8 protein-coding genes are annotated in these 12,661 nt (G+C 73.1%); all 8 read right to left on the bottom strand.

Annotated elements, in window-relative coordinates:
- Window positions 1–209: 209 nt before the first annotated feature.
- Window positions 210–881 (bottom strand): LysE family translocator, encoded by a 672-nt coding sequence (locus ABD220_RS02275; RefSeq protein ID WP_344119442.1) that lies wholly within the window; start codon window positions 879–881, stop codon window positions 210–212.
- Window positions 882–900: 19 nt separating this feature from the next.
- Complete coding sequence (locus tag ABD220_RS02270) at window positions 901–1,926, bottom strand: aldo/keto reductase (protein WP_344119449.1); 1,026 nt, start codon at window positions 1,924–1,926, stop codon at window positions 901–903.
- Window positions 1,927–2,029: 103 nt separating this feature from the next.
- Window positions 2,030–3,901 carry a malto-oligosyltrehalose trehalohydrolase gene (treZ, locus tag ABD220_RS02265; protein WP_344119441.1) on the bottom strand — a complete coding sequence of 624 codons (1,872 nt, stop codon included), beginning with the start codon at window positions 3,899–3,901 and terminating at the stop codon, window positions 2,030–2,032.
- Window positions 3,902–3,906: 5 nt separating this feature from the next.
- On the bottom strand, window positions 3,907–6,264 hold the full coding sequence (gene treY / locus ABD220_RS02260) for a malto-oligosyltrehalose synthase (protein WP_344119439.1): 2,358 nt from the start codon (window positions 6,262–6,264) through the stop codon (window positions 3,907–3,909).
- An 84-nt stretch (window positions 6,265–6,348) separates the two neighbouring features.
- On the bottom strand, window positions 6,349–8,535 hold the full coding sequence (gene glgX, locus ABD220_RS02255; RefSeq protein ID WP_344119437.1) for a glycogen debranching protein GlgX: 2,187 nt from the start codon (window positions 8,533–8,535) through the stop codon (window positions 6,349–6,351).
- 134 nt (window positions 8,536–8,669) lie between these two features.
- The gene (locus tag ABD220_RS02250; protein ID WP_344119436.1) at window positions 8,670–10,238 is read right to left on the bottom strand and encodes an NAD(P)H-hydrate epimerase; all 1,569 of its coding nucleotides are present in this window, start codon (window positions 10,236–10,238) and stop codon (window positions 8,670–8,672) included.
- Window positions 10,235–10,606: a holo-ACP synthase gene (locus ABD220_RS02245; RefSeq protein ID WP_344119434.1), complete on the bottom strand. Its 372-nt coding sequence runs from the start codon at window positions 10,604–10,606 to the stop codon at window positions 10,235–10,237. Before ABD220_RS02245 ends, ABD220_RS02250 begins: the two co-directional genes overlap by 4 nt.
- Before the next feature lie 76 nt (window positions 10,607–10,682).
- Complete coding sequence (gene glmS / locus ABD220_RS02240) at window positions 10,683–12,575, bottom strand: glutamine--fructose-6-phosphate transaminase (isomerizing) (protein WP_344119432.1); 1,893 nt, start codon at window positions 12,573–12,575, stop codon at window positions 10,683–10,685.
- Window positions 12,576–12,661 lie beyond the last annotated feature (86 nt).

The following is a 12,661-nucleotide window of genomic DNA, read 5'->3' as shown; positions in this document are numbered from 1 at the left end:
CACAGTTGCCGACACCGGCAACGGCCACACGAATGGGATGGTGGGACACGGGACTCCTTTTGTCTGTTCGTCTGGGTCTCGTCACCCCGGCGCACGTCGGACGGGCACCCGCACGGGCGTCCGGCACCCGGCCGGGACGGACCCAGCGCTCCAGTCTAGTGCCCGCCGGGGGCGGGGGCGGACGCGGCGGCTCCCGACCGCCGTGGGGCTCACAGCGCGCTGAGGAGCAGGCCGAGGGCCAGCACGAGGAACAGCACGCCGGCGGCGAGCTCGACGGCGGCCCCGTGCCGCCGGAAGCCCGCGGCCAGCCGCTGCACGGAGCCGACCCACGCCACCGCCGTGAACCAGGCGAGTCCGACCGCCACGAGCAGCGCGAAGACCAGGGCCGTCTCCCACCACAGCGCGCCCGCCGGGACCACGTTGGCGAACAGCGCCACGAAGAAGATGATGGCCTTCGCGTTCGAGAGGTTCGTCACGAGCCCGAGCACGAAGCCCCGCCCGGGGGTGACGCTGCGGCCGGGCGCCGGCTCCCCCGGCACCGCCCCGGCTCCGCCGTCCGCGGCGCTCGGCACCCGGTCCGGCACGGCCCGCGCGGCGAGGCCCGCCCGGATCCCGCTCACTCCCAGCCAGCCGAGGAACATCGCCCCGGCCACCTGGATGATCCGCTGCAGCGGGTCCGCCTGGCCGATCAGGACGGCCACCCCGGTGAGGGAGAGCGTGATCCACACGAGGTTGCCGGTCATCACGCCCGCGGCGGTGAGCACGCCGGCCGCCCGGGAGCCCAGCGACGCGTTGCGCAGGATCACCAGGACGTCCGGGCCGGGGGCGATGATCCCGGCGATCCACAGCCCCAGCAGGGCGAGGTACTGCGAGGCCTCCACGGCTGTCCGGCCCCGCCGCTCAGACGGTCTTCGAGTCGCGGGCGCCCGCCCAGATGTTGATGTCGGCGTCCGTGGCCAGCCGGTCGATCGCGTCCAGCTCCTCCGGCGTGAAGGAGAGGTGGCGCAGGGCGCCCACGCTGTCCTCGAGCTGCTGCGGCGAGGAGGCGCCCACGAGCGCGGTGCTGACCTGGCCGTCCGCCTGCTCGCGCAGCACCCACGCGATCGCCATCTGGGCCAGGCTCTGCCCGCGCGCGGCGGCGATGTCGTGCAGACCGCGGACCTTCTCCAGGGTCGTGCCGGTCAGCCAATCCGGGTTCAGGGACTTCTCCGCCGCCGCCCGGGAACCCTCCGGGACCCCCTCCAGGTACCGGTCCGTGAGCATGCCCTGGGCCAGGGGGGAGAACACGATCGAGCCCATCCCCGCCTCCGTGAGGGCGCCCAGCAGGGAGGTCCCCGACGGGCCGGGGGACTCGATCCACCGGTTGAGCAGCGAGTAGGACGGCTGGTGGATCAGCAGCGGCGTGCCGAGCTCCCGCATGATCTGCTGGGCCCTCGACGTCAGCTCCGCGTTGTAGGAGGAGATCCCCGCGTACAGGGCCCGCCCGGAGCGCACGATGTGGTCGAGGGCCCGCATGGTCTCCTCGAGCGGGGTGTCCGGGTCCGGGCGGTGGTGGTAGAAGATGTCCACGTGGTCCAGGCCCATCCGCTGCAGGGACTGGTCCAGGGAGGACACCAGGTACTTCCGCGAGCCCCCGAACTGGTACGGGCCCGGGCCCATGGTCCAGCCGGCCTTCGAGGAGATCACGAGCTCGTCCCGGTACGGCGCGAGGTCCTGCGCCAGGATCCGCCCGAAGTTCAGCTCCGCGGCGCCCGCCGGCGGGCCGTAGTTGTTGGCGAGGTCGAAGTGGGTCACGCCGAGGTCGAAGGCCCGGCGCAGCGTGGCGCGCTGGGTGTCCAGCGGCTTGTCGTCGCCGAAGTTGTGCCAGAGCCCGAGCGAGATCACGGGCAGCTTCAGCCCGGACTCGCCCACGCGGCGGTACGGCATGGTCTCGTAGCGGTCGTCGGCCGGGAGGTAGGGGACGTCGGGTCCGTAGGTGCGCACGGGGGCCTTTCGGGGATCGGGGAGGGCGTACGGGGGGGGCGGGGGCTCAGTAGCGCACCACGGCCGCGCCGTGGGCGGGGAGCGCGGCGGCGCCGCCGCCGGTCCCCTCGGTCAGCGACACGTCGCCGGAGCGGAAGAGCACCTCGGCGTCCTGGCGGCCCGGGAACGGGACCTGCGCGGGCTCGGCACCGAAGTTCAGCAGCACCGCGACCCCGTGGGCGGAGCCCGGGGCCGTGGCCCGGCGCAGCACGAACCAGCGGGCGTCCTCGTCGAGGTCGGTGCCGATCGTCCCGAAGCGCGGGTCGCTGAGCTCGGGCACGGCGCGCCGCAGCGCGATGAGCTCGCGGTAGGCGGCCAGCACCCGGGCGTGGTCGTCCCGGCCGAGCTCGTCCCAGTCGAGCTTCGAGTCCGTGAACGTGCTCGGGGCCTGCGGGTCCGGGACCGTGTCCTGGTCCCAGCCCATGGACGCGAACTCGGCCTTGCGGCCCTTCGCCACGGCCTCCCCGAGCTCGGGCTCGGGGTGGGCGGTGAAGAACTGCCACGGGGTGGACGCACCCCACTCCTCCCCCATGAACAGCATGGGGGTGAACGGCTGGGTGAGCAGCAGGACGGCGCCCAGCACGAGCTGGTCGGGGGTGAGGCCGGCGCTGATCCGGTCGCCCGCGGCGCGGTTGCCGACCTGGTCGTGGTTCTGGATGCACGTGACGAACTGCCACGGGCGCACCCGCTGCTTGTCGACCGGCCGGCCGTGGTGGCGGCCGCGGAAGACCGACATGGTCCCGTCGTGGTAGAACGCGTCCCGCATCACCTTGTCGAGGGTCCCGAGGGCGGCGAAGTCGGCGTAGTAGCCCTGCGTCTCCCCGGTGAGCGCCACGTGCGCGGCGTGGTGGAAGTCGTCGAGCCACTGCCCGGTCATGCCGAGGCCGTGGGCCGTGGTCGGCGTGATCATCCGGTGGTCGTTGAGGTCGGACTCCGCGACCGTGAACAGGGGCTTGCCGGTCTCCACCCCCACGCGCTCCACGAGCTCGGCGATCTCCTCCAGGATGTGCACGGCCCGGTGGTCCTGCAGGGCGTGCACGGCGTCGAGCCGGAACCCGTCCACGTGGTAGTCGCGCAGCCACATCTCCACGTTGTCCAGGATGTAGTCCCGGACGCCGTCCGAGCCCCAGCCGTCGAGGTTGATGAGGTCGCCCCAGGTGCTGGATCCCGGCTTGAAGTAGTCGGCGAACAGGGGGAGGTAGTTCCCGGACGGGCCCAGGTGGTTGTAGACCACGTCCTGGATCACGCCGATCCCGCGCTGGTGGCACGCGTCCACGAAGCGCTGGTAGGCGGCGGGCCCGCCGTAGGACTCGTCCACGGTGTACCAGAGGACGCCGTCGTAGCCCCAGTTGTGCTCGCCGTTGAACCCGTTGACGGGCAGCAGCTCCACGAAGTCCACGCCGAGCTCCACGAGGTGGTCGAGCCGCTCGGCCGCCGAGTCGAGGGTGCCCTCCGGGGTGAACGTGCCGAGGTGCAGCTCGTAGATCACCGACCCGGCCAGGGTGCGCCCGGTCCACGCGGCGTCGCCCCACCGGTGCGCGGAGGGCTCGAAGGTGCAGGAGAGGTCGTGCACGCCCTGGGGCTGGCGGCGGGAGCGCGGGTCCGGCAGGACCTCGGAGACCTGGGAGCGCTCCTGCGCCGTGCCCTCGTCGAAGGTCTTGCCCAGGAGGTAGCCGTAGCGCACGGTGCCCTGGGGGACGTCGGCGCCGTCGGGCAGGGTCCACCAGCCGTCGCGGCGCGCCGCGGTGCCGGCCGGGGAGTCCTCGGGCAGCGCCGCGGCGGGGATCATGTCGTGGTCGTGGCCCTCGATCCGGACGGTCACCGTCCTGGCGTGCGGGGCCCAGACGTCGAAGCGGTTCAGGTGCTCGCGGGTGTTCATGGAGGTCAGGAGTCCTTCCGGCGCAGCAGCGCCACGGGGTAGTCGGCCAGCAGCCGGGACAGCGCCACGGTGCCCGTGTGCAGCCGCCGCGTCAGCACGTCCTCGAAGTCGCCCGCGGGCAGCTCGAGGGTCTCGCCGGCGAAGTCGCCTGCGGCGGCGAGGCCGAGGGGCAGGCGGGTGGCCACGGTCACGGCGCCGCCGCGGTCGAACGCGAACACGTGCCCGGCCAGGGGGCCGGACGCGCTCAGCGGGGTGTAGCCCGTGAACAGCTCGGGGTGGTCCCGTCGCAGCCGCAGGGCGCGGCTGGTGACGAGCAGCTTGGCGGCGGCGTCCGGCCCCACGGCGGGGATCCCGTCCGCGGTGCCGCCCACGGGGGTGTCCAGGCGGGCGAGCCTGGCGGCCCGGTCCTCGAAGTCGACGGGTCGGCGGTTGTCGGGGTCCACGAGGGACTCGGCCCACAGCTCGGAGCCCTGATAGACGTCCGGGACGCCGGGCATCGTGAGCTGGACGAGCTTGGCGGCCAGTCCGTTCGCCCAGCCGGCCGGGGTGACGTGCTCGGCGAAGCCCTCGATCACGGCCCGGATCTGCGGGTCGTGGTGGACGAGCTCGACGAACCGGGTGAGCCGCTGCTCGAACCCGGGGTCCCCGTCGACCCAGGCGGTGGAGTTGCCGGCCTCGCGGGCGGCCTTGAGGGCGTAGTCGAGCACGCGGTCCTGGGAGACGGGCCAGGCGCCCACCACGGCCTGCAGCACGAGGTTCACGAGCGGGCCGTCGCCCACGGGGGCCCCGGCCTGCTCGGCGAGCTTCTTGACGGTGCCGACCACGCCGGCCCACTGCTCCCCGGCCTCGGCGAGCACGGTGATCCGCGCCCGCACCGCCTCGGAGCGCTTGGTGTCGTGCGTGGACAGCGTCGTCATCGCCAGGGGCTCCTCGGCGGCCCGCCGGGCGAGCTCGGCGTGCGCCTCCGCGGGCGTCACGGCGAAGTGCGACGGGTCGCCGCCCACCTCGGTCAGCGACGTCAGGCGGGGGAAGCGGTAGAACGCGGTGTCCTCGACGCCCTTGGCCATGACCATTCCGGAGGTCTGCTGGAAGCGGCGGGCGAGCTCACCGAGCTCGGCCTCGTCCGTCGCGTCGACCCCGAGCAGCCCGCCCAGGGTCCCGATCGCGGCGGCGAGGTCCGGGCGCTGCTCCCGGGCCGCCTCGAGGGCCGCCCGCAGGTGCTCCGCGCCCTCGGGCAGGTAGCTGCGGTAGACGGGGAAGTTCGCGAGGACCTCCGCCAGCGCGTCCTCCGCGACGGCCCGGTCCAGGCCGGCGTCCTCGGGCACGAGGCGGGCCAGGCGCCGGACCTCGGCCAGCAGCGCGCCGTCCGCCATGGCGCGCTTGGTGCCGTGGATCATCTCGTCCCAGTGCACGGGCTCGCCGTTGCGCAGCCGTGCGTCCAGGCTCGTGAGCGCGTACTCCCCGGCCGGGTCGGTGAGCAGCCGGTCGATCACCCCGAGGGCGTCGTAGCCGGTGGTGCCCGCGGTGGCCCAGTCGCGGGGCAGCCGTTCGCCGGGCTCGAGGATCTTCTCGACGACGACGTAGGCGCCGCCCGTGAGCTCCTTGAGCCGCTCGAGGTACTGCCGCGGGTCGCGCAGGCCGTCGGGGTGGTCGATGCGCAGCCCGTCGACCAGGCCCTCGTCGATCCACCGCTTGATCTCTGCGTGGGACTCGTCGAAGACCTCCGGGTCCTCGACGCGCACGCCCGCGAGCGTGGCGACGGTGAAGAACCGGCGGTAGTTGAGCTCGGCGTCGCCGCGGCGCCAGTTCACGAGCTCGTAGTGCTGCCGGTCGTGGACGTCCCGCGGGTCGTCGCCCTCCGACCACGTGCCCTCGGCCAGCGGGTAGACGTTGTCGTAGTAGCGCAGCGTGCCGTCCTCGACGCGCAGCTGGGCGAGCTCGTCGTCGCCGTCGCCCAGCACGGGGATCAGCACCCTGCCGCCGCCGGCCGCCCACTCGACGTCGAAGGCCTTCGCGTACGGCGACTCCTGGCCCTGCGCCAGCAGCGACCACCACCAGGGGTTCTGCTCCGGGGCGGCGACGCCCTGGTGGTTGGGGACGATGTCCACCAGCACGCCCATGCCGCGGGCGTGGGCGGCGTCGGCGAGCGCCTTGAGCCCGGCGGCGCCGCCCCGGACGGGGTCCACCTCGGCGGGGGACGCGACGTCGTAGCCGTGGTCGGAGCCCTCGACCGCCCGCAGGATCGGCGACAGGTAGACCCAGTCGGCGCCCAGGTCGTGGAGGTAGTCCACGAGCCCCGCGGCGCGGTCGAGCGTCAGGTCGGAGGTGATCTGGAGTCGGTAGGTCGAGATAGGTGTGCGCACCGCACCAGTCTGTCGGCCCGGCCCCGGAAATGCCAGCAGGCTGTCGACCCGTGTCCGGGTCGACAGCCTGCGGGAGCCGTCAGGTCACTGGTCCTGCGGCGCCTTCGCGTACGCGGCCACGGAGGCGGCGACCGACGCGTCGGGCTCCTCCTCGGCCTCCTCGTAGGCGCGCAGCACGACCATCGACTTGCCCTCGAGGGTGATCGTGCTGCGGGCCCGGCGGATCTGCCCGTCGGCGTACTTGCCGGCCGTGTCGACCACCTCTTCCCAGCGCTTGCCGTAGCGCACGGGCGGGAGCTTGCACTTCACCGCCTCCGGGTTGGAGTTGAAGTACACGATGAAGTTGACGTCCGTGATGGGCCGTCCGCGCATGTCCACGCCCGCGATCCCGTGGCCGTTGAGCCACATGCCGAAGGAGCGGGACAGCGGCTCGTCCCAGTCCGCGGGCTTGAGCGGGGCGCCGTCGACGTTCAGCCACGCGATGTCCGGCATCGGGCGGCCGGTGTCGTCGGCGTCCATCTCGACGGGGCGGCCGTCGAAGAACTCGGAGCGCCGGAACGTCGGGTGATCGTGGCGCAGGTGCGTCACGGCGGCGACGAACTCGGTGAGCGGCCCGTCCATGGTGTCCCAGTTGATCCACGACAGCTCGTTGTCCTGGCAGTACGTGTTGTTGTTGCCGTCCTGCGTGCGTCCGAGCTCGTCACCGTGCAGGACCATGGGCGTGCCCTGGGACAGCAGCAGGGTCCCGAGGAAGTTGCGCTGCTGGCGGGAGCGCAGGGCGAGGACCTCGGGGTCGTCGGTGGGTCCCTCCACCCCGCAGTTCCACGAGCGGTTGTGGGACTCGCCGTCGTTGTTGCCCTCGCCGTTGGCCTCGTTGTGCTTCTCGTTGTAGGAGACGAGGTCGCGCAGCGTGAAGCCGTCGTGGGCGGTGACGAAGTTGATCGAGGCGAACGGGCGGCGCCCGCTGTGCTCGTAGAGGTCGGCCGAGCCCGTGATGCGGGAGGCGAACTCCCCGAGGGTCGCCGGCTCGCCGCGCCAGAAGTCGCGCACGGTGTCCCGGTACTTCCCGTTCCACTCCGTCCACTGGGGCGGGAAGTTGCCCACCTGGTAGCCGCCGGGGCCCACGTCCCACGGCTCGGCGATCAGCTTCACCTGGGACACGACCGGGTCCTGCTGGACGAGCTCGAAGAACGTGGCCAGCTTGTCCACGTCGTAGAACTCGCGGGCCAGGGCGGAGGCGAGGTCGAAGCGGAAGCCGTCCACGTGCATCTCGGTCACCCAGTAGCGCAGGGAGTCCATGATCAGCTGCAGGGAGTGCGGGTGGCGGACGTTGAGGGTGTTGCCGGTCCCCGTGTAGTCCATGTAGTACTTCTCGTCGCCCTCGACCCGGCGGTAGTAGGCCTGGTTGTCGATGCCCTTCATGGACAGCGTGGGACCCATGTGGTTGCCCTCGGCCGTGTGGTTGTACACCACGTCGAGGATCACCTCGATGTCGGCCTGGTGCAGGGCGCGCACCATGGCCTTGAACTCCTGCACCTGACCGCCGAGGTCGTTGGTGGAGTGGTACTCGTTGTGCGGGGCGAAGAAGCCGATCGTGTTGTAGCCCCAGTAGTTGCGCAGCCCCTGGTCGAGCAGGGTGCTGTCCTGCACGAACTGGTGCACGGGCATCAGCTCGATGGCGGTGACGCCGAGCTTCTGCAGGTGGGCGATCACCGCGGGGTGGGCCACCCCGGCGTAGGTCCCGCGCTGCTCCTCGGGGACCTCGGGGTGCTGCTGGGTGAGACCCTTGACGTGCGCCTCGTAGATCACGGACTTGTGGTACGGCGTGCGGGGGGTGCGGTCGCCCTCCCAGTTGAAGTAGGGGTTGATCACCACCCCCATCATCATGTGGGGAGCGGAGTCCTCGTCGTTGAACGAGTCCTCGTCCCCGAAGTCGTACGAGAACAGCGCCTGGTCCCAGTCGATCTGGCCGGAGACGGCCTTGGCGTAGGGGTCGAGGAGCAGCTTGGCGGGGTTGCAGCGCTGTCCTGCTGCGGGGTTCCACGGACCGTGCACGCGGTACCCGTAGCGCTGCCCGGGCTGGACGGTCGGGAGATAGCAGTGCCAGACGTAGCTGTCCTGGGCCGTGACCTCGATCCGGGTCTCCGTGCCGTCCTCCTCGAACAAGCACAGCTCCACCTTCTCGGCGACCTCGCTGAAGAGCGCGAAGTTCGTGCCGTTCCCGTCGAAGGTGGCTCCGAGGGGGTAGGGCTGACCTGGCCAGACTTCCATGGGGATCTCCTGTCGTACCGCCGGGCAGGGGTCACCGTCAGCGGGCTGGGTATTGGGGCAAGTGGGATCGATCTTAGCCCGGACGGGAGGCGCCCGTGTCCCCGGGGCGTTCCGGCGGGGCCCGGGAGCCGTCCTCAGCCGCCGAGGCGCAGGACCGCGCGCACGTTCGCGGACAGCGCCGTGGGCGGCACGGGACCGAGACCCTCCAGCCGGGACGCGTAGCCGTGCACGGCCACGGCGAGGGCCGCGGCCACGGCGGACCGGGCGTCCCCGCGCGCCCAGTCCCCCGCCGCGGCGAACGCGTCCGGGTCCTCGGCGCAGCCCGCGAGCGCCGCGCCCATGATCCCCGCGAGGGTGTCGCCGCTGCCGGCGGTCGCCAGCCACGGGCTGCCGTCGGCCTGGGAGAGCAGCGTCCCGTCGGGGGACGCGACCAGGGTGGTGGCGCCCTTGAGGACGACCACGCTCCCGGTCGCCTCCGCGGCCGCGCGCGCCCACCGGACCGGCTCGGCCTCGATCGCCGCCCGGTCCGGGGACGCGCCGCCGCCGCCGAGGGCGGCGAGCCAGGCGAGCACCTGCTCGAGCTCCCCGGCGTGGGGGGTGAGGACCTTCCCGGGGCCGAGGGCGCCGTCCGCGGCCGCCCGGGCCGCGGCGTCGAGCGCGCCGGCGTCGACGACCGCCGGGATCCCGCCCGCGAGCACGGCGTCGATCCGGGACTCCTGAGCGGCGTCGCCCACCGCGCCGGGGCCCACGACCCACGCCTGGACGTGGACGTCGTCGGGGTGGTCCTCGGAGGCGACGACCTCGGGGCTGGTCAGGCACACGAGGGAGCGGGTGGCGGCGTCGCCGAGGTGGCGGACCATGCCGGCGCCGGCGTCCACGGCGGCGCGCGTGCACATCAGCGCCGCCCCGGGGTAGGTGGGAGAGCCGGCGACGACGCCCACCACGCCCCGGGAGTACTTGTGGGAGGCCGCCTCCGGCCGCGGCCACAGCGCCGCGACGTCGCCGGGCTCCAGGCGCCGGAGCGCCGGGGCGGGCAGGGCGCCCTCGATCCCGAGGGGCACGGTCCGCACCTCGCCGCACCAACGGTCCCCCGGCGGCAGGAACAGGCCGGCCTTGGCCCCGGCGAACGTCACGGTGACGTCCGCGGGCAGGACCGGTCCGGCCACCGCGCCGGTGTCCGCGGACACGCCCGAGGGCACGTCGCACGCCACGACCGCCGGCCCCTCGTCCCGGGGCCACCGGTCCAGGACCGAGCGCACGAGCTCCGCCGCCGGCCCGCGCAGCCCGCCCCGGGCGCCGGTGCCCAGCACGGCGTCGAGCACGAGGTCGGCGCGGAGCACGTGCTCGGCCGCCTCCCGGAGAGCGGCGCCGCCGTCCCCGGCGCGCAGCACCCGCCCCCCAGCGGCCTCGAGGGCCGCGGCGCCGCCGGGGTGCAGCCGGTCGCCGACCGCCACGGCGAGCACCGAGGCGCCGCGGCCCGCCAGCTCCGCTCCCGCCCACAGCCCGTCCCCGCCGTTGTTGCCGGTGCCGGCGAGCACGACCACGCGCGCCCCGGCGACCCGCGCCCGGCGCCCGCGCAGGCGTTGCGCGCAGACCAGGGCCAGGCCGTGGGCGGCGCGCCGCATCAGCGCCGGGCCCTCCCCGCGGTCCAGGAAGGGCGTCTCGGCCGCGCGCACCTGCGCGCCGGTCCAGGCGGTGATCATGCCGGTCCCCCGTCCCCGGTGCGCTCGGCGATGACCATCGCCATGGCGATCCCGGCGTCGTGCGTCATGGTGAGGTGCCACCGGTCGATGCCCTGCCGGCGCGCTTCCTCCGCCACCGTCCCCTCGGTGCACAGCAGCGGGGCGCCGGAGGGGTCCTTCTCGATCCAGCAGTGCTGCCAGATCATCCCGGGCGGGGCCTTGAGCGCCTTCGCCGCCGCCTCCTTCGCGGCGAAGCGCGCGGCGAGGGAGCGCACGTGCAGGTCCCGTTCGAGGGGGGTGAACAGCCGGGCCACGAGGCCGGGGGTGCGGGCGATCTGCTCCTCGAAGCGGGCGATGTCCACCACGTCGATGCCGGTGCCGATGATCATGGTCCCAGCCTAACGACCGCCGGCCCGCCGCCCGGGAGGATCCGGGGCGGCGGGCCGGTGGTGCGACGGACGCGGACTACTCGACGGTCACGGACTTCGCGAGGTTGCGGGGCTGGTCGACGTCGTAGCCCTTCGCCGTGGCGAGCTCGCACGCGAAGATCTGCAGCGGGACGGTGGTCAGCAGCGGCTGGAGGAGAACCGGGGACTGCGGCACCCGGAAGACGTGGTTGGCGTAGTCGGCGACGGCCTCGTCCCCCTCCTCGGCGATGACGATGGTCACGGCCCCACGGGCGCGGATCTCCTGGATGTTGGAGACCACCTTCGCGTGCAGCGAGTCCCGCCCGCGCGGGGAGGGGACGATCACGAACACCGGCTGGCCCTCCTCGATGAGGGCGATCGGCCCGTGCTTGAGCTCGCCGGCGGCGAAGCCCTCGGCGTGGATGTACGCGATCTCCTTGAGCTTCAGCGCCCCCTCGAGGGCCACGGGGAAGCCGACGTGGCGGCCCAGGAAGAGCACGGACGCGGCGTCCTTCATCGACTGCGCCAGCTCCTTGACGCCGGCCTGCGCGTCGATGACCTGCTGGATCTTGGCGGGCATGGCCTCGAGCTCGGTGAGGATCTGCCCGATCTCGTCCTTGTACTTGTTGCCGCGCAGCTGGGCCAGGTAGAGGCCCAGGAGGTAGGCGGCGGTGATCTGGGCCAGGAACGCCTTGGTCGAGGCGACGGCGATCTCGGGGCCGGCGTGCGTGTACAGCGCGGCGTCGGCCTCCCGCGGGATCGTGGAGCCGTTGGTGTTGCAGATCGCCACGACCTTGGCCCCCTGCTCCTGGGCGTGCCGCACCGCCATGAGGGTGTCCATGGTCTCGCCGGACTGGGACAGGGCGACCACCAGGGTCCGTTCGTTGACGATCGGGTCCCGGTAGCGGAACTCGTGGGCGAGCTCGACCTCGGTGGGGATCCGGCACCAGTGCTCGATCGCGTAGCGGGCGACCTGCCCCGCGTAGGCGGCCGTTCCGCAGGCCACGACGACGATCTTGTCCACGGAGCGGAGCACCGCCTCGTCGATCTTCAGCTCGTCGAGCACCAGGTTCCCCTCCGGGTCGGTGCGGCCCATGAGGGTCTGCTCCACGGCGGCGGGCTGCTCGTTGATCTCCTTCTCCATGAAGGACGGGAAGCCGCCCTTCTCGGCGGCGGCGGCGTCCCACAGCACCTGGAAGGGCTTGCCGTCGGCGCGGTTGCCGTGGAAGTCGGTGATCTCGTAGTCGTCCGCCGTGATGGACACGACCTGGTCCTGGCCCAGCTCCACGGCGCTGCGGGTGTAGTCGATGAAGCCCGAGACGTCGGAGCCGAGGAAGTTCTCACCCTCCCCCAGCCCGAGCACCAGCGGGGAGTTGCGCCGGGCCGCGACCACGCGCCCGGGGTGGTCCACGTGCACGGCGAGGAGCGTGAACGCGCCCTCCAGCCGGCGGCACGCGACCTGCATCGCCGCGGTGAGGTCCTGGTCGCCGAGGTCGTTGTAGGTCTCGGCCAGCAGGGCCGCGGCGACCTCGGTGTCGGTCTCCGAGCGGAACTCGTGGCCCTTCTCGACGAGCTCGCGCTTGATCTCGGCGAAGTTCTCGATGATGCCGTTGTGGATGACGGCGAGCCGGCCGCCGTCGACGACGTGCGGGTGGGCGTTGACGTCCGAGGGTCCGCCGTGGGTGGCCCAGCGGGTGTGCCCGATGCCGGTGGTGGAGCGGGGCAGCGGGCTGTCGCGCAGCTCCTGCTCGAGGTTCAGCAGCTTGCCGGCCTTCTTGCGGAAGCCGACGGTGCCGTCCGAGACCACGGCCACTCCCGCCGAGTCGTAGCCGCGGTACTCGAGGCGCCGCAGGCCCTCCACGAGGACGTCCAGGGCGTCGTGCCCGGAGCCGGTGCCGCGCTCGTCCGTCCGCTGGGAGGAGGGGCCCACATATCCAACAATTCCACACATGCGCTTCACAGTACCGCATGGATCTCGCCCGGCCGGGCGCGCCGGACCCGGCGGGCCCGGCCGGGTTCCCGCCACTTCTGGGGACG

It is taken from the genome of Kocuria aegyptia (assembly GCF_039530085.1).
In the GTDB taxonomy this organism is placed as follows: Bacteria; Actinomycetota; Actinomycetes; order Actinomycetales; family Micrococcaceae; genus Kocuria; species Kocuria aegyptia.
The sequence above is the reverse complement of the archived record's forward strand: the minus strand, read 5'-3'. Positions and strand labels throughout refer to the sequence as shown.

Coding starts and splice junctions, on each gene's coding strand:
- ABD220_RS02270 (WP_344119449.1), bottom strand. CDS start 1,926: ATGCCGTACCGCCGCGTGGGCGAGTCCGGGCTGAAGCTGCCCGTGATC.
- treZ (WP_344119441.1), bottom strand. CDS start 3,901: ATGAACACCCGCGAGCACCTGAACCGCTTCGACGTCTGGGCCCCGCAC.
- glgX (WP_344119437.1), bottom strand. CDS start 8,535: ATGGAAGTCTGGCCAGGTCAGCCCTACCCCCTCGGAGCCACCTTCGAC.
- ABD220_RS02250 (WP_344119436.1), bottom strand. CDS start 10,238: ATGATCACCGCCTGGACCGGCGCGCAGGTGCGCGCGGCCGAGACGCCC.
- ABD220_RS02245 (WP_344119434.1), bottom strand. CDS start 10,606: ATGATCATCGGCACCGGCATCGACGTGGTGGACATCGCCCGCTTCGAG.
- glmS (WP_344119432.1), bottom strand. CDS start 12,575: ATGTGTGGAATTGTTGGATATGTGGGCCCCTCCTCCCAGCGGACGGAC.